At 57.9% G+C, this 20,982-nt stretch carries 29 protein-coding genes, 1 tRNA gene and 2 pseudogenes; 10 read left to right on the top strand and 22 right to left on the bottom strand.

The features are described 5' to 3' along the window. Positions 1 to 156: 156 nt before the first annotated feature. Positions 157 to 366 (top strand): hypothetical protein, encoded by a 210-nt coding sequence (locus QE408_RS19315; protein WP_306934877.1) that lies wholly within the window; start codon positions 157 to 159, stop codon positions 364 to 366. Here the strand turns inward: QE408_RS19315 and QE408_RS19310 are convergent. From QE408_RS19310 to QE408_RS19300, 3 genes are read right to left on the bottom strand one after another with little or no spacing between them, the layout of a single operon-like run. Next, on the bottom strand, positions 339 to 896 hold the full coding sequence (locus QE408_RS19310; RefSeq protein ID WP_306933966.1) for a hypothetical protein: 558 nt from the start codon (positions 894 to 896) through the stop codon (positions 339 to 341). The two genes, QE408_RS19315 and QE408_RS19310, sit on opposite strands and share 28 nt — an antisense overlap. Next, on the bottom strand, positions 893 to 1,924 hold the full coding sequence (locus QE408_RS19305; protein ID WP_306933964.1) for an SAM-dependent methyltransferase: 1,032 nt from the start codon (positions 1,922 to 1,924) through the stop codon (positions 893 to 895). Before QE408_RS19305 ends, QE408_RS19310 begins: the two co-directional genes overlap by 4 nt. Before the next feature lies 1 nt (position 1,925). After that, positions 1,926 to 2,714, bottom strand: a complete 789-nt coding sequence (locus QE408_RS19300) for a DUF1295 domain-containing protein (RefSeq protein ID WP_306933962.1) — start codon at positions 2,712 to 2,714, stop codon at positions 1,926 to 1,928. A gap of 180 nt (positions 2,715 to 2,894) precedes the next feature. Here QE408_RS19300 and QE408_RS19295 point away from each other — a divergent pair, with 180 nt between their 5' ends. The 5 genes from QE408_RS19295 (at position 2,895) to arsK (ending at position 6,481) form a co-directional block, all read left to right on the top strand. Further along, positions 2,895 to 3,266, top strand: coding sequence for a DUF2147 domain-containing protein (locus tag QE408_RS19295; protein ID WP_306933960.1), 372 nt, complete (start codon positions 2,895 to 2,897; stop codon positions 3,264 to 3,266). Positions 3,267 to 3,336: 70 nt separating this feature from the next. Continuing rightward, positions 3,337 to 3,753 carry a DUF2177 family protein gene (locus QE408_RS19290; protein ID WP_306933957.1) on the top strand — a complete coding sequence of 139 codons (417 nt, stop codon included), beginning with the start codon at positions 3,337 to 3,339 and terminating at the stop codon, positions 3,751 to 3,753. Between the two features lie 77 nt (positions 3,754 to 3,830). Beyond that, the gene (locus tag QE408_RS19285) at positions 3,831 to 4,823 is read left to right on the top strand and encodes an alpha/beta fold hydrolase (protein WP_306933956.1); all 993 of its coding nucleotides are present in this window, start codon (positions 3,831 to 3,833) and stop codon (positions 4,821 to 4,823) included. A 112-nt stretch (positions 4,824 to 4,935) separates the two neighbouring features. Beyond that, complete coding sequence (locus QE408_RS19280) at positions 4,936 to 5,295, top strand: ArsR/SmtB family transcription factor (RefSeq protein ID WP_306933954.1); 360 nt, start codon at positions 4,936 to 4,938, stop codon at positions 5,293 to 5,295. Next, on the top strand, positions 5,288 to 6,481 hold the full coding sequence (arsK, locus tag QE408_RS19275; protein WP_306933953.1) for an arsenite efflux MFS transporter ArsK: 1,194 nt from the start codon (positions 5,288 to 5,290) through the stop codon (positions 6,479 to 6,481). The genes QE408_RS19280 and arsK overlap by 8 nt, the downstream gene beginning before the upstream one ends. A 12-nt stretch (positions 6,482 to 6,493) precedes the next feature. Here the strand turns inward: arsK and arsH are convergent, their stop codons facing one another. The 17 genes and pseudogenes from arsH to QE408_RS19190 form a co-directional block, all read right to left on the bottom strand. Then, positions 6,494 to 7,240: an arsenical resistance protein ArsH gene (arsH, locus tag QE408_RS19270; protein ID WP_306933951.1), complete on the bottom strand. Its 747-nt coding sequence runs from the start codon at positions 7,238 to 7,240 to the stop codon at positions 6,494 to 6,496. Further along, positions 7,197 to 7,619 carry an arsenate reductase (glutaredoxin) gene (gene arsC / locus QE408_RS19265; RefSeq protein WP_306933948.1) on the bottom strand — a complete coding sequence of 141 codons (423 nt, stop codon included), beginning with the start codon at positions 7,617 to 7,619 and terminating at the stop codon, positions 7,197 to 7,199. The genes arsH and arsC overlap by 44 nt, the downstream gene beginning before the upstream one ends. A 2-nt stretch (positions 7,620 to 7,621) precedes the next feature. After that, positions 7,622 to 8,680 carry an ACR3 family arsenite efflux transporter gene (gene arsB, locus QE408_RS19260; protein WP_306933945.1) on the bottom strand — a complete coding sequence of 353 codons (1,059 nt, stop codon included), beginning with the start codon at positions 8,678 to 8,680 and terminating at the stop codon, positions 7,622 to 7,624. After that, positions 8,680 to 8,889 carry a hypothetical protein gene (locus tag QE408_RS19255; RefSeq protein WP_306933943.1) on the bottom strand — a complete coding sequence of 70 codons (210 nt, stop codon included), beginning with the start codon at positions 8,887 to 8,889 and terminating at the stop codon, positions 8,680 to 8,682. The genes arsB and QE408_RS19255 overlap by 1 nt, the downstream gene beginning before the upstream one ends. Positions 8,890 to 8,903: 14 nt before the next feature. After that, positions 8,904 to 9,344, bottom strand: a complete 441-nt coding sequence (arsN2, locus tag QE408_RS19250; RefSeq protein ID WP_306933941.1) for an arsenic resistance N-acetyltransferase ArsN2 — start codon at positions 9,342 to 9,344, stop codon at positions 8,904 to 8,906. Next, entirely contained in the window at positions 9,332 to 9,694 is a 363-nt protein-coding gene (locus QE408_RS19245; protein WP_306933939.1) for an ArsR/SmtB family transcription factor, read from the bottom strand. Before QE408_RS19245 ends, arsN2 begins: the two co-directional genes overlap by 13 nt. Positions 9,695 to 9,777: 83 nt before the next feature. Then, entirely contained in the window at positions 9,778 to 10,755 is a 978-nt protein-coding gene (locus QE408_RS19240; RefSeq protein ID WP_306933937.1) for an HWE histidine kinase domain-containing protein, read from the bottom strand. Positions 10,756 to 10,986: 231 nt separating this feature from the next. Next, positions 10,987 to 11,433, bottom strand: a complete 447-nt coding sequence (locus QE408_RS19235) for a YeeE/YedE family protein (protein WP_306933935.1) — start codon at positions 11,431 to 11,433, stop codon at positions 10,987 to 10,989. Next, positions 11,430 to 11,840, bottom strand: a complete 411-nt coding sequence (locus tag QE408_RS19230; RefSeq protein WP_306933933.1) for a YeeE/YedE family protein — start codon at positions 11,838 to 11,840, stop codon at positions 11,430 to 11,432. Before QE408_RS19230 ends, QE408_RS19235 begins: the two co-directional genes overlap by 4 nt. Further along, complete coding sequence (gene bigR, locus QE408_RS19225; RefSeq protein WP_306933932.1) at positions 11,837 to 12,169, bottom strand: sulfite-sensing transcriptional repressor BigR; 333 nt, start codon at positions 12,167 to 12,169, stop codon at positions 11,837 to 11,839. The genes QE408_RS19230 and bigR overlap by 4 nt, the downstream gene beginning before the upstream one ends. Further along, a pseudogene (blh, locus tag QE408_RS19220) lies at positions 12,166 to 13,465 on the bottom strand (bifunctional sulfur transferase/dioxygenase Blh). Before blh ends, bigR begins: the two are co-directional and overlap by 4 nt. A gap of 250 nt (positions 13,466 to 13,715) precedes the next feature. Further along, complete coding sequence (locus QE408_RS19215) at positions 13,716 to 13,982, bottom strand: hypothetical protein (RefSeq protein WP_306933930.1); 267 nt, start codon at positions 13,980 to 13,982, stop codon at positions 13,716 to 13,718. 106 nt (positions 13,983 to 14,088) lie between these two features. Then, positions 14,089 to 14,403, bottom strand: a complete 315-nt coding sequence (locus QE408_RS19210; protein ID WP_306933928.1) for a hypothetical protein — start codon at positions 14,401 to 14,403, stop codon at positions 14,089 to 14,091. Positions 14,404 to 14,854: 451 nt separating this feature from the next. After that, positions 14,855 to 15,130 carry a hypothetical protein gene (locus tag QE408_RS19205; protein ID WP_306933926.1) on the bottom strand — a complete coding sequence of 92 codons (276 nt, stop codon included), beginning with the start codon at positions 15,128 to 15,130 and terminating at the stop codon, positions 14,855 to 14,857. A 1-nt stretch (position 15,131) separates the two neighbouring features. After that, positions 15,132 to 15,353, bottom strand: coding sequence for a hypothetical protein (locus tag QE408_RS19200; protein WP_373465568.1), 222 nt, complete (start codon positions 15,351 to 15,353; stop codon positions 15,132 to 15,134). Between the two features lie 36 nt (positions 15,354 to 15,389). After that, positions 15,390 to 15,629: a hypothetical protein gene (locus QE408_RS19195; RefSeq protein ID WP_306933922.1), complete on the bottom strand. Its 240-nt coding sequence runs from the start codon at positions 15,627 to 15,629 to the stop codon at positions 15,390 to 15,392. Between the two features lie 146 nt (positions 15,630 to 15,775). Beyond that, positions 15,776 to 15,883: pseudogene (locus tag QE408_RS19190) on the bottom strand (IS481 family transposase); the annotation flags it as partial. A gap of 364 nt (positions 15,884 to 16,247) precedes the next feature. On the opposite strand from QE408_RS19190, the gene QE408_RS19185 reads away from it, so the two are divergent. Continuing rightward, a complete protein-coding gene (locus QE408_RS19185; protein ID WP_306933920.1) occupies positions 16,248 to 17,468 on the top strand; it encodes an EAL domain-containing protein in 1,221 nt (406 codons plus the stop codon). Between the two features lie 256 nt (positions 17,469 to 17,724). Here QE408_RS19185 and QE408_RS19180 read toward each other — a convergent pair whose 3' ends face one another. Beyond that, entirely contained in the window at positions 17,725 to 18,426 is a 702-nt protein-coding gene (locus QE408_RS19180) for a winged helix-turn-helix transcriptional regulator (protein WP_306933918.1), read from the bottom strand. Between the two features lie 130 nt (positions 18,427 to 18,556). Between QE408_RS19180 and QE408_RS19175 the strand changes: the two genes are divergently transcribed. Beyond that, positions 18,557 to 18,784 (top strand): tautomerase family protein, encoded by a 228-nt coding sequence (locus QE408_RS19175; RefSeq protein WP_306933915.1) that lies wholly within the window; start codon positions 18,557 to 18,559, stop codon positions 18,782 to 18,784. 458 nt (positions 18,785 to 19,242) lie between these two features. On the opposite strand, the gene QE408_RS19170 is transcribed toward QE408_RS19175, so the two are convergent. Then, positions 19,243 to 19,319 (bottom strand) — tRNA-Arg (locus tag QE408_RS19170). 472 nt (positions 19,320 to 19,791) lie between these two features. Here QE408_RS19170 and QE408_RS19165 point away from each other — a divergent pair. Both QE408_RS19165 and QE408_RS19160 read left to right on the top strand, forming a co-directional pair. Beyond that, positions 19,792 to 20,316, top strand: a complete 525-nt coding sequence (locus QE408_RS19165) for a MarR family winged helix-turn-helix transcriptional regulator (RefSeq protein ID WP_306933913.1) — start codon at positions 19,792 to 19,794, stop codon at positions 20,314 to 20,316. 432 nt (positions 20,317 to 20,748) lie between these two features. Next, positions 20,749 to 20,976, top strand: a complete 228-nt coding sequence (locus QE408_RS19160) for a hypothetical protein (protein WP_306933911.1) — start codon at positions 20,749 to 20,751, stop codon at positions 20,974 to 20,976. Positions 20,977 to 20,982: the final 6 nt, after the last annotated feature.

The raw sequence follows: 20,982 nt of genomic DNA, 5'->3' as shown, positions 1-20,982 counted from the left end.
GTCTGTCATCAGGAAAGACGGTATTGCGTTAACGTCAAAGAGGTGTCGATCCCCTCCCAATGGCTGCATATGGTGGCTTTTGCAGGCCTTTTTGCTTACAGACTTTTTCTGGCACTGCTCCATATCGGCGTATTGCTTCCAAGGGATGACAAAGTGATGGACACTGTATCGATCGATAACCGCGGCGATTTTGGCCTTTGGGCCATTGAGCGCGCCAAGGAGATCATCGCCGTCGAGGCCTCGGCGCTGGCGATCGCCTCACGCGATGGCAAGGAAGAGGAGATCCGCGATGCGGCGAATGCGCTGGGTGCGGCCATCTCCGCAGCGCTTCTGGAGGTCTATGACGGGCTGGTGCCGGAGGAGTGATCCGCACCGCGAATGCCAGAATAGCGCAGCGCGATGAAGGCGGTGAGGCAGGCAACCGCAAAGGCATTGAGGTTGAAGAGCTTACTTAGATCTTCGGCGCTCCAGACGTGCAGCGCATCGCCGATGAGGTAGCGCGTCGTCAGAAAGCCGGCAAAGACGAAGCCCGTCAGGCCGATCTGCCAAAGCTTTTCGCCTGCCCGGAAAGACAGTGCCACCAGCATGATGCAGGCGGCGAAGAACAGCTCCGTGCCCGATCCCGTACCGAAGAGCTTGGTTTCGAACACTGTGTCGATGGTGCCGATGACCGGAAGCGCAATTCTTGCCGCGAGTGCCGAGCGCCTGGCGATAAAAGGGATGGCGAGAAAAAAGGGCATGGACAGCACGCTGAGCCATGCCGCCTCGACGCCATTGCCGATGATCCACCAGATCGTCGGCGGGTAGAAGGGTTTGTTGGCGACGATGACCCAGGCGACGGTGACGGTCGCTGCCGTCAACGCGTCCTGTGTCACGCTTTCGCCCTTGCCGGTCATTTGCCAACCGGTTTCAGCAGATAGTGGCCAACGCCCCAGACGTCGCCCTTGTCATGGCCGAACAGGCCTGCGGTGGCGAGAAAGAACAGTCTCCAGCGGCGGTGCCAGAGCGTCGCGTCCTTGCCGTAAACGCGCTGGAGGATCGGCGTGATCTTGCCCGACTCCCGGTCGAAATTGGCAAGCCAGTCCATGGCGGTGCGGCGGTAATGCGTGCCGGACCAGCGCCATTCGGCTTCCACCGCGTAAACATCCTGGAAGCGATGAGGCAGATCGTGTGCTGGCATGATGCCGCCGGTGAAGAAGTGATGCGCGATCCAATCGGCGGGGTCGTTCGGATCGAAGCGGTAGGAGCGGTTCTTGTGGGTGAAGACGTGGATGAACAGCCTGCCATCCGCCTTCAGCCAGCCATTGGTGCGCTCAAACAGGGTCTGCCAGTTGGACATGTGCTCGAACATTTCCACAGAGACGATGCGGTCATAGGTGCCGGATGGGGAAAAGTCGTTCATATCCGCCGTGATGACGGTGAGATTGGAGAGGCCCTGGCGCTCGGCCTCACCGACGATATAGGCGCGCTGCGATGAGGAATTCGAGACTGAGGTAATGCGGGCATTGGGAAACTGCCGCGCGAGATAAAGCGACAGCGAACCCCAGCCGCAGCCAAGCTCCAGAATGTCCATTCCGTCATTGATATCGGCGTGCTTGACGGTTTCAGCCAGTGCCGCGGTTTCTGCATCGGCGAGCGCGCTGGAATCGCCCAGGTAATAGCAGCAGGAATATTTTCGCTGCGGCCCAAGCACCAGCGAGAAGAACTCGGCCGGCACTTCGTAATGCTGTCGGTTGGCTTCATCGGTGTGGGTGGCGACCGGGAAATCCGCCATGTCGCGGGCAAAGGCCGCTTCCGTGCTCTCCGGCACTTTCTCCAGCCGGCGCTTGGTGCGGTTGCAGAGAAAGTCGATACCGGTCAGCGTCAGGCTGTCGGAAAGCGGTGCCTTTTCAGCTGCGTTGATGGCGAATGCCAACATGTTCATGTCATGCCTCCTCTTTGCGTGGACCGGGGAAAAATGCGTTGACGCGGCGCTGCAGCGCGCGGAATTTTTCGCCGCGCGAACGCAGCATGTGGTCTTCCAGCGGCGGAATGCCCGACGCATGGACGAGTAGCCAGTACATCAAGACAGGTGCCAGAAGCGCTGCCCAGGCGAAAGGCGAGGGGCCCGTCAACGCCAGCAGCGGCCATGAGCACCAATAGAGCCACTCGAAGAAGTAGTTGGGGTGACGGGAATAGCGCCAAAGGCCTTCTTCGCAGACTTCGGTCTTGGCTTCCGGCTTCTTGCGAAAGCGCGCCAGCTGCCGATCCGAAAGCGCTTCGCCTGCAATGGCCAAAAGACCGATGACGACGGCGATGAGATCCAGCGAGCGCGGAAAGGTGGCAGTGTTGAAGGCGGCCAGATAGATGGCAAGGACAAGGATGAACCCGGCAAGTGCCTGGATCTGCAGGAACAGGAAGAGACGTTTGGAGGCGTTATCGCCCCATTCCTCGACAAGCTTGGCGTAACGCGGATCTTCACCGCCGCCTTTTGTGCGAGAGCCGATATGGCTGCCCAGCCGGATGGACCATACGGCCACGAGCAGGAAGGCGGCAAGCCTGCGCTCCGGCGTGCCATCGGCAATGACGATGGCGACGATACCGCCAATGCCGACGGCAAAGGACCAGATCGTATCGATCCAGCCGCTGGCGCCGGTTTGGCGTTGCACAGCCCAGGCCGCCATCATGGCAAGCGACAGGCCAAGGGCAATCAGAAACAGGAAGAGGACATCCATAGGAAGGTTCTTTCCGTGATCGGCATGATAAGTCTGCCAAATCTACGGAGGATGAGGGGGCGCGGTTTCCTGGCAAAAGAAAAAAATTTCTCCGATGATTTCTTGTGATCCGAAATCATAGCCGGCGCGTTGTTGTCGTCATCACGTCGCGCAGACAGCCTATTGTTGGAGGATTTCCGCATGAAAACGGTTCTTAGACTGTCCATCCTCGCCCTTGCTTTGAGCGGCGGCAGTGCGTTTGCAGATACGATCGAAGGCCAGTGGGCGCGCGGCGATGGCAATGCCAAGGTCCAGATCGGGCCATGCGGCTCCGATATCTGCGCGGTCAATACCTGGATCAAGCCGGGCACGCCGAAGGAAAAGACCGGCGACAAGCTGGTGATGAGCATCAAGCCGACATCCAACGGCGAATATTCCGGCACTGCTTTCGACCCGCAGCGCGACTTGACCTACAAGCTGACGGTTTCTGTGAAAGGCAACAGCATGACGACCAAGGGCTGCGTTCTCGCCGGCATTATCTGCAAGGGCGTCAACTGGACGCGCATCAAGTGATCCTGACGCAACGGGTGCGAAGGCGATAAGCCGTTTGCATCCAGACTTGCTCAAAACAGCGGGAATTTTCATGAAACGGTTCGTCATCGCCTATATCGCAACCATGGTCTTTTTCCTGGCCATCGATGCGGTATGGCTCAGCACCATGGCGGACCTGCTCTATCGCCCGCTTCTGGGTGATCTTCTGGCGCCGCAGTTCCGCCTTGTGCCCGCCATTCTCTTCTATCTTATCTATTGTGCGGCCTTGACCTTCTTTGCCGTTCTTCCCGGTCTGGACCAGCGCCGTTTGGTGGTGGCGCTGCGCAACGGCGCATTCTTCGGCTTTGCCGCCTATGGCACCTATGATCTCACCAACCAGGCGACGCTGGTGACCTGGCCGACCACACTTACCATTGCCGATCTTATATGGGGATCGGTTCTTTCCGCGGCGACGGCGTTCTGTTCCTGCTGGCTGACTGGAAAGCTGAATGGGCGTTCCGCCCATTAAGGACCCGGCCATCTGCGTCTTGCGTTTCAGGATGGCCGGGTTCAAGACGCGATACTGTTTCTTTTCTCAGGACGATCATGCCCAACAGTTTTCTGCCGATGCTCGGAACGGTTCTCGCCATGAGCATGATGACGCCTGCGATTGCTGCATCGGATAGCCCGAGCAAGGGCGAGGCAAGGGTGGATGTCGGTGGCTACAAGCTGAACAGCATTCTTCTGTCCGCCGGAAAGAAGGCCGATCTGCCGCCGATTGTCTTCATCCATGGCGCCAGCACCAGCCTTTGCGATCCGCTCTATGCCTTCCGCGAGCCACTGGAAGGACGCGCGACCTTGCTCTTCGTCGACCGGCCCGGGCACGGTCTTTCCGATATCGGGCCGAAGGACAATATCCTGCCGGATGCACAGGCCGATGCAATAGCCCAAGTGATGAAGAAGCGCGGCATTCGCAAGGCGATCATCGTCGGCCATTCCTTCGGCGGCGCGATCACAGCGGCCTTCGCGCTGCGTCACAAGGACATGGTCGAAGGGCTCGTGTTTCTCTCTCCGGCGCTCTACCCATGGCCGGGCGGTATCAGCTGGTATTATGATGCGGCGCGCGCGCCCGTAACGGGACTGTTCTTCAGCACGTTGATTGCCCCGCCTGCGGGACTGTTTGCCCTGAATGGGGCGGTGAAGGGTGTCTTCGCTCCGAACCCGATGCCGTCCGATTATGTCTCGAAGACCAAGGCTTACCGTGCGCTGCGCCCTGTCGCCTTCCGTCACAACGCCCAGGAAGTGGGCGCGCTGAACGGCTGGGCAAAAGACGCCTCTCCAAATTACCGGCAGATCAAGGCAGAGACGATCATCATTGCGGGAGACAAGGACAGTGTGGTTTCCACCGAGATCCACTCCAAGCATCTTGCCCGTGACGTGCCGGGGGCCGAACTCATCGTCGTCCACAATCTCGGTCACAAATCGGATTATGTGGCGCGTGATCTTGCCGTCGCAGCGATCGAGAAAATCGCCGGAAAGCCCCGCAATCTGAAGTCGATCGCCAGGACGCTCGAAAGCAAGATTGCGAGCGATAAATAGCGAGCGCTTCCGAAGAATAACGCGGCATTCAAAGACGCGATGCAGGAGCGAGCTTGCCTTTATCCTGATCCTGAGCTATGCACCAATCCAATAATTCAAGGATTGTTGAAGTATGGACGAGCGCCAGGCGCTTTCATCTTTTGCGGCACTGGCTCAGCAAACCCGGCTCGCGATTGTGCGCGCTCTGGTCGTCGCTGGGCCGGATGGACTTGCGGCCGGTAAAATTGCCGAACGCATGGGCGTTTCTGCCACCAATGTCTCATTCCACCTCAAGGAACTGGAACGGTCCGGGCTGATCAACCAGCAACGGGTGTCACGCTCCATCATCTATCGTGCCAGTTTCGAGACGCTTGCCGAGCTTGTGACCTTCCTGATGGAAGACTGCTGCGCTGGCCATTCCGCAATTCGGGCGAACGTTGCGTCGTCCGAGGATCGTTTTAACGCTGCTGAAAGAGTGAACGTCGTTGGATAAGTCTCGCATTCCGGCCTCTGTCGTTTCAGCACTCGGCCTGACGCAGATCATCGGCTATGGCACGCTCTATTACAGCTTCAGCATCCTGGCGCCCGGCATGGCGCAGGATCTCGGGCTTTCGCTGGCGCAGGTATTCGGGGTGTTCTCCGTTTCCCTTTTTATCGGCGGGCTGTCGGCAATCTACATCGGCAGGCAGATGGACCGGCTGGGTGCGGCAACCATCATGGCGGTCGGGTCCGCGCTGGCATCGGTGATGCTCGTGCTGTGCGCCGCGGCACCTTCGGTTGCGACGTTTGCCATTGCCATCATCCTGCTCGAGGTTTCGTCCGGCATGGTGCAATATCAGGCGGCCTTCGCCACGCTGGTGGAGAGCGATGCCCATAGCGCCTCACGGAGCATCACCTATCTGACGCTGATAGGCGGCTTTGCGTCGACGATCTTCTGGCCCATCTCCAGCGTGCTTGCCAGCCATCTTTCCTGGCGTGAAATCTATCTCGTCTTTGCGGCGCTCAACCTTGTTGTCTGCATGCCGCTGCATGTCTGGATCAGGAGCCTTGGCAAGACGGCGCGCGGTTTGCCCGCTCGCGCGAAACCGACCGTCGTCGGCGCCGTTCCGCCGCATATGCGCCAGCAGACCATGCTCATCGTCTCCATCGCTTTCGCGCTTCTCGGATTTACGCTTTCCGCCATGCTGGCCCATATGGTGCCTATGCTGGGATCGATCGGGCTGGGTGCTGCCGCTGTCGTGATCGGTTCTCTCTTCGGCCCGGCCCAGGTTCTGAGCCGCCTGATCAACATGGTGTTTGGAAAGCGTCTTTCGCCGCCGGGCCTTGCCGTTTTGTCCGCGGTGCTGATCGTGTCCGGGGTGGTGATGCTGCTGCTCAGCGCAGACTGGTTGCCGGGTGCGGTGGCCTTTGCCATCTGTCTCGGGCTTGGCTCCGGCATCAACAGTATTGCGCAGGGGAGCCTGCCGCTTTATCTCGCCGGCTCGGAAGGCTATGGCGCAATGACCGGCAAACTGACCGCGGCACGGCTTGCGGTCGGCGCTTTCGCGCCATTCGCCTTTGCTGCCGCGATGGAAAATGTGGGCCTGAGCTTTGCGCTTGCGGCAAATGCAGGACTTGGCGCGCTCAGCATTGCTGCTTTCGTCATTGTCGCGCGCTCATGCCGGGCTGAGGCGGCGTAAGCGCGCCGCCGGTCAGATGGAGTTCAGAGACACCCGCTTCTCAAGTGCGGCTGCTTCTTCCTTTCGCTCGCTGTAACGGCTGGTCAGATAGGGTGAGGCATCGCGTGTCAGAAGGGTGAACTTCACCAGTTCCTCACAGACATCGACGACGCGATCATAGTAGGAAGATGGCTTCATCCGCCCCTCGGCATCGAATTCCTGAAACGCCTTGGCGACCGAAGACTGGTTGGGAATGGTGATCATCCGCATCCAGCGACCGAGAATGCGCATCTGGTTGACGGCATTGAAAGACTGGCTGCCGCCAGAAACCTCCATCACGGCGAGCGTCTTGCCCTGCGTCGGACGGACGGAGCCGACAGACAAGGGAATCCAGTCGATCTGGGATTTCATAATGCCGGTCATGGCGCCGTGGCGCTCCGGGCTGATCCAGACCTGCCCCTCCGACCACTGCGAGAGGTCGCGTAGTTCCTGCACCTTGGGATGACTGGCTGGTGCTTCATCCGGAAGCGGAAGTCCAGCAGGATCGAACAACCGCACTTCGCACCCCAAATGCTCCAGCAGGCACCGGACCTCGAAGGCGAGGAGCCTGCTATAGGATACTTCTCTCAGCGATCCATAGAGTATGAGAATGCGCGGGCCGTGCGTCGAGAATGAAGGCCGCAGGGCATGCGGCTCTATCGGATGTAGATGCTCGTCCTGCAATGCGGGAAGGGGACTAGACAAGGCGCTTACCCTCCTGATCGAGAACCTGCTCTCCATCTTCCTTGGTGAAAGCGCCCTTGTGACTATCCGGCAGTATATCGAGCACCACTTCCGACGGGCGGCACAGCCTTGTGCCAAGAGGCGTAACCACGAAAGGCCGGTTGATCAGGATCGGATATTTCACCATGGCATCCAGCAACTGCTCGTCGCTCAACGCTGGATCGTCCAGCCCGAGCTCGGCATAGGGCGTGCCTTTTTCCCGGATCGCTTCCCGGACCGTCAACCCGGCATCGGTGATCATTGCCTTCAACTCTGCGCGTGATGGCGGGGTTTGGATATACTCGACGACCGTGGGTTCGATACCGGCGTTGCGGATCATCGCCAGCGTATTGCGCGAGGTGCCGCAGGACGGATTGTGATAGATGGTGACCTGCATGATTATGCCTCCTTGGCTTGGGCGTTCTTTGAAACGGATGGGGCGCTCTCGTACCAACCCTTCGAGCGGTTCACGATCCAGACGACGGACAGCATGACGGGCACCTCGATGAGCACGCCGACGACGGTTGCGAGTGTGGCGCCCGACTGGAAGCCGAACAGGCTGATGGCTGCGGCGACAGCAAGTTCGAAGAAATTGCTCGCCCCTATAAGGGCTGAAGGTCCGGCGACGCAGTGTTGTTCGCCCGCCATGCGGTTCAGCAGGTAGGCCAGCCCGGAGTTGAGATACACCTGGATCAGGATCGGAACCGCCAGTAATCCTATAATGGCAGGCTGCGCGATGATCTGCTCTCCTTGGAAGCCGAAGAGCAGGACCAGTGTCGCCAGCAGTGCGACGAGTGAGAGAGGTTGCAGCTTCGACAGCAGCAAATCCAGAGACCGCGTCGTCCCGTCGGCTGTCAGCAGCTTTCTCAAGACCTGCGCGGTGGCAACCGGGATCAGAATGTAGAGGATGACCGAGATCGTCAGCGTGGCCCACGGCACGGTGATTGCCGACAGCCCGAGCAACAGCGCGACGATCGGGGCGAAAGCAACGATCATGATGGCGTCATTGAGGGCGACCTGAGACAAGGTGAAGTGCGGCTCGCCCTTTGTCAGGTTCGACCAGACGAAGACCATGGCCGTGCACGGTGCGGCTGCCAGAATGATCAGACCTGCAATATACGAGTCGATCTGATCGGCGGGCAACATCGGGCGGAAGAGCCAGCCGACGAACAGCCAGCCCAGCAGCGCCATCGAGAAGGGCTTTACCGCCCAGTTGATGAACAGCGTCACCCCGATGCCGCGCCAATAGCTGCCGACTTTCGCCAACGAGCCAAAGTCGATCTTTAGCAGCATGGGGATGACCATCAACCATATCAGGATGGCAACCGGAATGTTGACGTTGGCGATCTCGGCGGCGCCTATGGTCTGGAAGAGGTTCGGCGTCAGATGGCCAAAGGCAATTCCAACGATGATGCACAGAAAGACCCAGACGGTCAGGTACCGTTCGAACATGGACATCAGGCGCACTTTTCCTCGATCATGGTAGACCCTTCCATACGCTTGATCTGCTTGAGCTTCTGTTGGACGGCGAGACGGTCGGTAGATGTGATCGGCAGGCCCAAAAATGCCAAGACACTGTTCTTGAGAGACCGTGCTGCATGCGCCGAGACCCGTTGAACTTTCGCCTTGGCTTTGACAACCGCTGCCGGGTGGGTCTTGTCGGGCATGGTCACGTTCCGTGTCAGGTCTGTGACTTGCTCAGTTTCATGACCGTCGCCGAGGCCGGGCAGAGGCCCGATAACTGGCGGGTCGATAGGATTGCCTGTGGTGTGGCGTCGCGTGAAATGCGCGCAAAGCCGATGCTCTCGAAGAAATCCGCAGCACTTGTCGTCACGAGATAGACGTCCGCCGACGGATGCACCTCAGCCAGCATCAGTTCGACCAGTTTCCGTCCGAGCCCCTGCGAGCGGAAGCTTGGCAGGACGACGACCGAGCGCAGAAGAGCATTCTTCTCATCGCAGTACTCAAGGCCAGAATAGCCGACTACATGACCTTCCTCATTGGCCGCGGAAAAATATCTGCGGTCGGGCCCTTCGAGATCCTCGACCAGCAGGCCTTCCGCCTCCAGTGCCTTGCGTTGCGCTTCCAACACGGTCATCTGCCGGAGAATCAATTCGGGCATGACGTTGCGCCTTCCGGTACGCAGCAGGGCGTCAAATCGGCGATCAGCGGCGCGCAGAGCGCGGCGTTGCCGTTGCAGCAATCCTTGAGCAGGAAAAGCGTCAGCGCACGAAAACCATCGAGATCGGCGCGATAGATAATGGAGCGGCTTTGCCGGTCGCTTTTCACGATGCCTGCTCGCTGCAAGATGCCGAGATGTGCCGACATCGTGTTTTGGGGCACGTCCACCAACCGAGCCAGCTCGCCGGCCGCCACACCATCGGGCTCCGCCTTCACGAGGAGACGGAATGTTTCAAGACGCGTGGGTTGCGCAAGGGCCGATAGCGCTGTGATGGCTAGATTAGTATCCATATATCCAGAATAATGGATATTTTATCTGAGTCAACAGCTCGCGTGTTTCGGGCGTGGAGAACGCCGCGGGCTCGTGGATTGCTTCAGTTTTCAATCAGATTGGCAACCGGTGCCGAGAGCGAAAACACCAGCCCGTCTCTGTTGAAATCAATCTTGCTCGTGCCTCCCAGATAGGAGGAGAGCGCCTTGTCGATCATTCTTGATCCAAAGCCACGACGGGTCGGCTCAAACACCTCGGGGCCGCCGGTTTCTTTCCAGGTGAGATCGAGGGTAGGGCGTTCGGCGTCGTCGTTGAGTTTCCAGGTGAGGGAGACAATGCCGGTGTCGTTGGAGAGCGCGCCGTATTTGAAGGCGTTGGTGGCGAGTTCGTGGAAGGCGAGGGTGAGGGCAAGGGAGCATTTGGCCGAAAGATCGATCTCGGGGCCGTCGATGAGAACGCGGCCTGCGCTGTGCTCGGCAACGACGGCCTCGGCCAGTGTGCGCAGTTGCGTCGGGTTGTGATGGGCGTTGATGAGGATTTCGTGCCCGCGGCTGAGCGCGCCCAGGCGCGAGAGGAAGGTTGGTTTCGCAATCGCCATATCCGCATCGTCTTTCAACGTTTGCGAGGCGACGGCCTGTACGAGGGCGAGGATATTTTTAATGCGGTGCGCAAGCTCGTTGCGCAACAGGATCTGTTCATCCTCGAAAGCCTTCAAGGCGGTGATGTCTCTCGAAATGGAAAGGATGCTTTCAACGGTACCTCGCTCATCGAAAAGCGGAGAAACCTTAACGTCCCAGTAACGCGGTGTGCCCTTTGCCGTATTGGCGAAGCCGGTGAAGCGGGCTGAGCGTCCAGCACGCGCTTCATCCAGTGCGGCGACCGCATCAGCGTTACCCTGTCCCTGCCAGAAGTCCGGCCAGGGGCAGCCCTGGAACTGGGAGAAGTTGTCCACCTCCATCACCCGCTGGCCGCCTTCGCTCATGAATTGCAGGGACCCGTCAAGTCCTATGACTTTGATGCAGTCGTCCGAAGCTGCGAGGGCCGCGGTGATAAAGCGAGAGCTATTAGGGCCATCCAGCACTGGAAATTACCTTGAGTAAGATGCGGGTCTGCAAGAAATACAGGTCAATTCAATACCATAACTATTTAAGGCGCAACAGAAGAAGAAGTTCCGATCAATACTTCGTTAATGACGTTACGTGAGTTCTGTCGGTCTGGGTCTTTAGCCGTAGGGATTGAGTCGGGTCAATTTGCGGGGGTGGCGCTGAGCCAGCGCTCAATGGTCGTGCATTATGGATGGCACCCCGTGTGATCACAGACGCCTGTTCCATAGGCGATCATGAAGCATCATGCCGATAAGCATGGCGACGACAAAGAGAACGACCTGTGGCGCGCTGCCGGTGAGGGATGCCACGGAGAGGGACGCGATGGCGGGGCCTGGGCAAAAACCGCCGAGCCCCCAGCCCAGGCCGAAGAGGGCCGAGCCGATGATGAGCGGCGCATCGATCTTCTGGTTTGTCGAGAGGTGGAACCTGTCGTCCAGCACGGGGTGCTCCATGCGCTTTGCTACCCGCACACCGATAAAGGCAATGAGGACGGCGCCGCCGAGGACGAAAGCGAGGCTGGGGTCCCAATGGCCGAAGACATCCAGAAAGGCTTGGACGCGGGCAGGGTTTAGCATGCCGGAAAGTGACAGGCCAAGGCCGAAGATCAGGCCGGATGCGAGTGCTGCGGAGAATTGAAGGATCGAGCGGTTCATAATCCGACGCCTCGTAGGATTGCGACGGCTATAATGCCCGTTGCAAGAAACGTCGCGACCGCCGCCATGGAGCGGGGAGACAGCCGTGCGAGCCCCAGCACGCCGTGGCCGCTGGTGCAGCCCGAGCCCATCCGCGAGCCAAAGCCGACCAGCAACCCAGCGACGATGATGATGGGCCAGGGCGTGGTGATCTCGATCTGCGGCCAGCCACCGAAGAGAGAAAGATAGGCAATCGGCCCGAGCAGCAGGCCCAGCACGAATGCAAGGTTGGTGGAAAGCCCGACGCCTTGGGCAAGGCGTCCGACAATGCCGCTGATGCCGGCAATGCGACCGTTGAGAAGAAGCAGTGTGACGGCAGAGGCACCGATCAACAGGCCGCCGGCGAGAGAGGCGAGATAGGGGCTCATGGTGTTTCCCTCACGCAGAAGATGTCATAGAGCGCGGCAACCAGTTGGGCAGCCTTTTCCTCCGTCAGCCGATAGAAAATCTGCTTTCCCTCGCGTCTGGTATCGACAATGCCGGAGCCTCTCAGCACGGTAAGGTGCTGAGAGAGATGCGGCTGGTGCAGATCGAGCCGCCCCTCCAGATCCCCGACGGAGAATTCCCCCTCGACCAGGGTGCAGACAATCATCAGGCGCGCGGGGTGCGACAGGGTTTTCAACAGGTTAGCAACCTCTGCGGCGCGGTCTGCCATTTCGGCGGGCGAAAGCGCCAGGTCCTTCGGTAGAACGGTCATTCCCCAACCGCTCCCTGCAAGGCATCCAGGGGGAACTTGAGATAGCGTTTGCCGTTCGCTTCCGGTTCCGGCAGGCGGCCACCGCAAATATTCACCTGTAGCGCATGCAGCATGAGCTTCGGCATGGGGAGCGTCTTGTCGCGCTTGGTCCGAAGCGTAACGAAATCCTGCCTGCTGACGCCTGCAATATGCGGGTTGGAGGCTTTCTGTTCAGCCACCGTGCTTTCCCATCGCGGGGTGCGGCCATTCGGCTGGTAGTCGTGGCCGGTGAAGAGCCGTGTCTCATCCGGCAGGGCCAGAATATCCTGAATGGAATCCCAGAGGGCATCCGCATCTCCGCCGGGAAAATCGGCGCGCGCCGTTCCGCCATCCGGCATGAACAGCGTATCGTGAATGAAGGCCGCGTTGCCGATGACATAGGTGATCGAGGCGAGCGTGTGCCCGGGAGAGAAGAGAATCCGCGCATCGAGCGAGCCGATCTTGAACGTCTCGCCATGGGCAAACAAGTGGTCCCATTGCGACCCGTCGGTCGCAAGGTCCGGCCAGTTGTAGATATTCTTCCACAGCGCCTGGACGTCCACGACGCGCTCACCGATGGCGGTGCGGGCACCTGTCTTATGTTTCAGATAGTGCGCGGCGGAGAAATGATCGGCATGCGGATGCGTGTCGAGAATCCATTCGACCGTGAGACCTTGGCCACGCACATGATCGAGGATCGCATCGGCATTGATGGTGGCTGTGGCGCCGGACGTCTCGTCGAAATCCAACACCGGGTCGATGATGGCGCATTTGCCGGATTCAGGATCGGAGGACCACATATTGAATGCTGGAGGTGCGGGCGTCAAAGAAGCCTTTCACCTGCGCCCGCCGGGAGGTGTGGCGGGCAAGCCAGGTCTCTGCGGCACTCGTATCGAAGCCATGCTCGCGACCGAAGGCAACGACGTCGGTTGCCTTCATTCGCCCATCCAGAACTTCGCCGATCACGTAAAGGCTGAGCGAACGGGTGCCGCCTTTGCAATGGGCAAAAACCGGACCATCGGATTGGCGCATGGCATCCTGAAAGGCCCGCACATCCGCCTCGGTGATGGTGTTCATCGTCACCGGAATGTGGGCATAGGCCAGACCATTTTGGCCGGCTGCCTGCGCCTCAACCTTCGTGCCGGGCTGAGCCGTATCTTCACCATCCGGGCGATTGTTGATGAATGTCGTGAAGCCTTGAGCGCGAAGGGTCTCGATCTCTTCGATACTGGGTTGGGTAGAGACCGAGAGTTTGTCGGAGATTTTGGTGAGCGGCATGGCTGCCTCCATCCTCATTCATTATATATTATTTTATAATGTATAATGAGGTGCGGCACAAGAGCCCTGTCGTGTCCATCGTGTGGCTGTTCACGACAAAGACCGGTCCCACCTGCCTGAAGCTTTGGAAAGCGCGCAGAGCAACAGAGGTGCCGTAGAGCTCACCTCCATCGCTCCCGCCCATTGTCCTGAAGGCCTGCTCAGAAATCCGAGCGCCGCGTGTATAGAATGATCCGGATCATCGCCGCTTTTAGTACTTCGGAATTGATGATGGCTTTCGGTCGAACGTTTCCGTCGTGCCGTCCGGTCTGGTCAACGTCCAGGAACCACTGAGATTTTGCGAGAGCCGTCCCTCACTGTTGCCGTCTCGGGTGACGGAATATCCGCCTCCGAGATTCTGCTCGAGTTCGTAGGTGCTTCCATCTTTCTTGAAGCATCGCGAGGCGTTCATCCCGCACTCGGCGAAGGCGCTGTTTGCTGCAAGCACCATGATGGAAGATAGGATAAGTCGCTTCATGGGTTCGATCCTTTCGCTATTGGCGTTCATTTGGAAGTGACATTGATTTGAACTGTGTTGGACCGTCGCCGCAGGATCCGCCCGGGTGACGAAGCCATGCGAAATCTCATCGTATTTTTGAGCTGGCGTCGCTGCTTTCGCATCTCGCATATTCTGCCGCGTCGCTGGCAAAGTCCTTCGCCGCATCGGCGGCATCGGCTGCGTCCTCTGCATATTCCGTCAGGGCGCGCATATAGGTCGCGACGTCGTTCTTGTAGGAGCGCATGTCATAGTCCGAACAATTGGAATAAAGCACGCAAGAGGGCTGCGAAATCTTGGAGGGCGCCCTGGGAATGCGGACATCGCTGGAAGGCTCGGAACAGGCCAGTGCCAGTGTGGGAGCGATCATGAAAACCGTACAAAGAAGCGAGACGCGTCGCATGCTGGAGACCTCCGTTTGCATGGCAGGTAAATGTTGATGTCAGGGTTGAGGCGTCGCGCCGAACCGTGCGGTCTCTGTCGATCCATCGCACCGAACTCGCCGTTGTTTTGGCCGATCACCCTTTATGACTGTGGGTTAGATGTCGCGACGGACAGACGACATCAGCTTTCCGTCCTGCCATGTGCCGGTCGTCCTGAGTCGGGTCCGTCTAAGTCTGAGAGTCTTTGCTAATCTCTTCATTTCGATCCCTCCTTTGCGGGTGTCGGTTACGACCGCTTTTGGCTGACTGGCCGCGATCGGTGCGAAGGTTTGCCTTAGCCTCAGCCGCCGCTATCCTGTTTGCGGAAGACCCCACCAGAGCGGTGGATCCTTCTTCCCAGCGATCACTTTGCACATGTGGGCAAGATGATCTTCGAAAGGTGATCTGCATCGTCCAAAGCGGCTTCCGCCCTCAATCGCGGGATAGATGCCCGAAGACGAAATGGTTGCCGGTTTGGTTGCCGCATCTGTCGCATCGCAACTTCTGTTCCAACGGCTTCAACTGCTGCGATTTGCCAAACCGTCGCTCCAATTCCCACCGCTCCAGCATGCTCACCTCTCCGCATCCTCCGCATTTGCCGCTGATCGAATACCATTCCGGCAGGTCGGCAAATGTTACGTCCTTGGTCTTCTGTCCCGCTATCTCATCATCCGCGCCCATCAGATCGATACCGCGACGGTGGCGCATGTCACTCCCGCTCGCCGTTTGGGATCCATCCGCGCGTGAATCCACGTCCCATGGCCGCAACGGCGACCGAAAGCTGTTGCTGCAGATGCTCGATCTCATCCAGCAGCGTTTCCACCGCCGCCTTTGCATCGCCGTCGTGGCATTGGATGACATATGCCGCAACATCCACGACCTGTTCGTTGATTTCGGCACACACGTTCCCGATCTCCTGTTTCAGAGCCATTTGCTCATTGATGTGAAAGATGATTGATCCTGCCGGTCAGTCCGGCATCAAGTCGGCAATCTCGCCATGCGAGACCAAAAGACGCGGATCGGCCATATCGCCGCTCTCTTCGTCCACGCTGACGGCATAGGCAGCAACACCAATATTACGGGACGCCATCGCGCCCGCGATTTTCTCAGCAGAGGCCGCACTAGAGGCCTGACGAATATCGCCCGGCACAATGCCGCCACGCCCCTTCTTGAACTGCACCACGATGATCTTCTCAGCCCCGGACATCTCTCGCCCTCTCATTTGTTCTATAAATGTTCTCATTTTTGAGGAGAGTCAAGACGGTGTTTTCGAAGGCGCATCTCCAGAAGGCCAAGTATCCGTCGATGATAGGATCTCCACCACTACAGACACGTCGAGCTGGACGCTATGGGATAGCCGATTTCGCAGGAGTTGAACCGTTTGGGCCTTTCACGATCCGCCTTCGGCAAACGGCAGATAGCGTGGTGCTGCAAGCAGCAATGAAGGCTTGAAGGGCACAGATGGCGGGCAGGTCAACTGGGTTTTACCAACATACTCCAATCGGCTAGGCACGAGTAACGCCATGATTGAGATTGATGAGGCAATCGCCGGTCTGGCGATCAGATTCGAAGAATGACAGCGCGGCGTTACCGCCTGCAGGATCAAAGACAGCAGGATCAGTGCCAATTTCCGACTATTTTCTGCAGGGTGATCAAGCGCTGGAAAGTCCTAGTATGGACGCTGTTTCGGCGGGAAACGGATGGTATACCTTTAAAATTAGAGTGATTATGACTACGTACATTTTATACTTCATATCTATCATGCTGGCATGCCGTGTCTTAAATCTCGAATAGAGTGCCCTTTGCGCTGTTATAGGAAATCAGGTTGACAGCTACCGAAGAGTCCGTTTCTGGCTTCACCAAGGTATCAGAAGCCGACCTCCGTTACGCGATCGACCACGGCGAGATTTGCCCATCATTCCAGCCGCTCGTCGAGTTGAAGTCCGACGCGATTGTGGGCTTCGAGGTGCTTGCGCGCTGGACAACGGATAGGCACGAGACAGTTGCGCCGTCGGTATTTATCCCGCTGGCAGAAGATTATGGGCTTATCGATCTGCTCACCGAAAATTTGGTGCGCGAGGCATGCTCTCAAGCACGAAATTGGCCAGGTGAATTTATTCTCGCGTTCAATCTGTCTCCCGGCCAGTTCCGGGATGTCGAACTAGCCAAAAAAATTCAGCAGATCGTCAGTGCGACGGGGTTCGCTTTCCAACGCGTGCATATTGAGATTACCGAAGGCTCTTTGTTGGAGAACGACCAGACGGTACAATCAAATATCTGTTCTCTGAAGGCGGCCGGGATGGGCATTGCCCTCGACGATTTCGGTACGGGTTTCGCGAGTCTTACTCAGCTTCATACCTTTCCATTTGACAAGCTGAAGATCGACATGAGTTTCGTGCGCCATATCACGTCCGATAGCGGCAGCCGGAAGATCGTCGCCTCCGTGATTGCTCTCGGTCAGAGCCTCGGCATGACAGTTGTTGCAGAGGGTGTCGAAACAGGGGAGCAGGCAGCAATGCTGCGGCGTCTCGGTTGCGATGTTGGTCAGGGCTGGCTGTTCGGTAAACCGGTTTGCGCCGCAGAAGCGGCAAATATCATCGCGCATCACCGTCAGAGGCCGCTGGTCCGAAACAAATCGACCGCGCCATCCTTCCAGCGCGTTCACCAGCTGGAGACGCTCTACAACGCCGCACCTGTTGGTCTCTGCCTCCTCGATAACGAACTGGTTCATACGAGCGTTAACGGGCGGTTCGCTGGCATGTTCGGCTTGTCGCCAGAGGAGATGATCGGCCGCACGGTTTCTTCCTTCATGCCTGCTGCCGAGGCATCGCGTGTCACAGCCGACCTTGGACGTGTCTTGGCAGGGGAGACCATTATAAAACCGGCTTACAAACCCGCAGGCTCGGAACGTAAATTTCTCGTCGTCAATCAGCGGGTTGACGATCACGATGGCAGAACGATTGGCATTTCCGTTATGTCGATTGAGCTTTCCATCCTGTCACAGGCGCAAAGTTTCCCAGTGCAGAGTGAAGACGACGCAGATTGAACAATCGATCTTAGCCATATGATTCGCGAGCTACGCGGAGGCAAAAATTACGAGGAGGGAGCGATGATCAACTGGTGCTCTGCGTCTTGAACTTGCGCGGGGCAGGGCGGGACAAAACGCGGCTCTCCTCTCGTTCGCATTGAGAGATGACAAAAAATCCAATTAAATCAACAATTTTAATGTCGCGCCGCGCCGGGTGAAGACGAGAACTATGTCTACGCTATAACCCTCTAAAGCCTTCTCATATCGATGGCGGCTAACGGTACGCGTCAGGTTGTCCATCCGCCGAGCCGCAGGCAGATGCGGCGAAGCTGCTCAACACCAGCCAGCGCTCGATCGAGGCTTTCAAGGCGGCATCGCCTGATACATAGATGTCGCCGCCTTCCAATGCGGGGCGGATCGGCGACCAGCCCATCCATATGCTGGTCAGGGTTTTCAGCCCGCTTTCGATGAACAGGTCGACGGCAAAGCCGGGATCGCTGACGCACAGGTCCGTGTCACAGCCCGGCCGCGCAATCAGCCAGTAGTGGCGTTCGGACGCCGGCTGATCGGGAAAGATGAACTGCACGACGCAGCGCCGGTCAGGAAAGTGGCTAAGGTCGATCTTGCGCCGCACGTTCCACATCAAAAGCCGGCTGTCGAGATCACGCAGGCTGACCTCGCAATCGATATTCTCGTGCGCCCATTGACCCAGGGCGTGGACGATAGGTTCCAGTTTGCGCCCCATCACCGTCGAATGATACCCGTTGGCGTCGTGATGGATCAGGCCGCTGGCCTCCATTTCCTTGAGTCGGCGCGAAAGCAGGGTCGGCGACATGCCCGGCACGCCGCGGTGAATGTCGTTGAAGCGCGTCGAGCCCGACCACATCTCGCTCAGAATCAGCAAGGTCCAGCGCGGCTGCAGCAGCTCGCACGCCTTCGCCACTGGACAAAACTGGTTGTAACCGCGATCGGCCATACCCGAACCTTCCCTTGTGCGCGGAAGATTATCATGGATCATCCGGCTAGGCTGCTACACTTCTTACAGTGGCCGCCGCACGTCTGCCGCTTCATCCTTGGCGCGCAACCACAGCCAAAGGAGATTGCCAATGCCCCTCGTCACCATCGACGTCATCAAAGACGTCTTCACCCCGGCGCAAAAAGCCGACCTGATCCGCGAAGTGACCGCCGCCATGATCCGCGTGGAAGGCGAAGCAATGCGCGGCGTCACCTGGGTCAAGATCAACGAGATCGCCTCGGGCGACTGGGCGATCGGCGGCCAGCCTCTGACGACGCAGGACGTGCAAAAGCTGGCGGCAACGTCCGCTGCCGCTTGAATGCGCGCGCCTTCCGTGGCTTGGTTGGCATGGAAGGCGCAGCATCCAAAGGTACAATCTTGTGTCCGCCGAACGGCAAGGCGGGCATGTTCCGTACCATAGCAAGCCCCCTCGGGTGCGTTCCCGCCACGCCGCCACGCATTCGTAGTGCGATCATTCCACCGAAACGTTCGAACTTTTCCGCCGCCAAACACCGCCGTGTCTGTGCTTCTCCACACACTAGGCTTTGTCGGCATTCAGTGATTCCGTTTGGGTTAAAGTTCTGATTCCAGGCTGACGCCGGAGCCAGCGTTGAGCAGACGGACACTAACGGACGAACAATGGGACCGGATCGGCAGCCGTCTTCACGGCCGGGTTGGGTTGCCTGGTCATAGGGGGGGTGCAACGGCTGCTTGTCGACGCGATCCTCTGGATGACCGACACTTAGCGTTTTTCTGTTTCAATGCTTTAGGAAATTATGGCGCACCCGGCAGGATTCGAACCTGCGACCTTTGGAATCGGAATCCAACACTCTATCCAGCTGAGCTACGGGTGCACTCTTGACGCGGCTTCGAGTCGCGTTTGGATATGCCGGGTGTCTTAAACCAGCTTTCCTATCTCTTCAATCCGTAAAATGTCGCCGGAGACAATGATATCTCCGATGAATAGGTATGGTTAAAAATCATCTATTACTTCTTGCACGCTCTGCTTGCACTCTAATTCTTGTGGGCTTGAAGTTGTACTTCGTGCGCACAAGGTTGCATGATCACCGCATGGTTAACGAAAACGTGAACGACGCGTTGAGCGATCCGGTTTGGCTTCGGCAAAATTAATGGTTTATTTACAATATATTGGTTGTAAGACCCAATATTTATGTTGTGCTAATAGTAGCGAAGGCTGGCAGTTTTCGTCGGGGAAGATTTCACCCATACGAACTCTAGGTCTCTGGATTAATTACTATTAAACATTGTTCTAATAGACGTAAACCGATAATGTCATCTCAAGAGGATGATTCACAGGAGGCCGGGATGACTTTGAGTATCGCTTTTGAGCAGGGTCGTGCAAAGGGTAAATATTCGGAGACGAATGAGCCGTCGCTTGGGCATTCCAAGCTCTCGAAGCTTGATGTCGATTACTCCATTCTTTCGGAAGCTGTACTTTACAGGCTCCGGAGGGCGCAACTCGCGGTGGTGGGGGATTTTAACGAGAGCCTTCTGCTCACCTATGGTCTTCGGCCGGCTGATTTCTCCGTATTGATCGTTGTCGCCAATAATTCCGATCTGAAGCAGAGCGATGTTGCAGAAGCGCTTGGTATCCAGCGCGCCAACTTCGTGGCGATCATCGATGGTTTGGAAGACAAGGGACTGCTTGCCCGCCGCAGATCGGCGACGGACCGCCGTGTGCATTATCTGGAGATGACGGAGGAGGGTAACATCATGCTCGACGAAATTCTTCAGATCTGGAAGGCGCATGAGGACAAGCTTGTCGGCCGCCTGGGTGGCGAGAAAGCTCGCGACCAGCTGGTGGGCCTGTTGCGCAAGATTGAAGACTGAGCGCGAGCGGCGTCTCTTTTAGTATTGTTATTGAATATCGAAAAGCGGTGCAGTTTGGCGCCGCTTTTTTGTTTGACCGTTGGGTGTGGCATCCTCTGCTGTCGCAGACTGATGCGGCTTAATGTCGTCGATGGAGTACGATTCTCGGGTGGGGAGATAGGGTGTTTCACCTGGCTCACTTTCGTGAGAGCGAGCGTCGCGCTTTCGATATTGGTGAGTATCGGCCTCTTTAAGCGCCGGCATGTCCTGCCCAAAATACTATAACTGAAGAGAGTGCGGTCGATCACAATCCGGTTGGGTAGGCCATTCTCGTGCTTCTCTTTCGCCTGCGGTCTTGCATTGTTGCGTCTCTATGGAGATATGCTCGCCAAAACGCCGAGCCACGGATGGCTGCGAGATTTCGCATGACGGGCAGAGCGCAAGGGAGAGACCATGCTTTTGATCGATACGAACCACCCGATGTATCGCCCGCTCTGGGTGCGGCTGCTGATCGTTGGCGTCTGCGCAGGCTGGGCAGTGCTGGAGTTCATCAACAACGAGCCATTCTGGATGACCGTGGTGGGTGGCATAGCGCTTTATTCGGCTTATGTGCTGCTTTTGACCTTCAAGCCGTCCGAGCCGAAGCCGGAAGAGCCGGTGACGCCGTCCGAGCAGGACTGAGTTCGT

Origin of the sequence: Agrobacterium larrymoorei (assembly GCF_030819275.1) — a bacterium.
GTDB lineage: Bacteria > Pseudomonadota > Alphaproteobacteria > Rhizobiales > Rhizobiaceae > Agrobacterium > Agrobacterium larrymoorei_B.
This window is presented reverse-complemented; position numbering and strand designations above follow the sequence as displayed.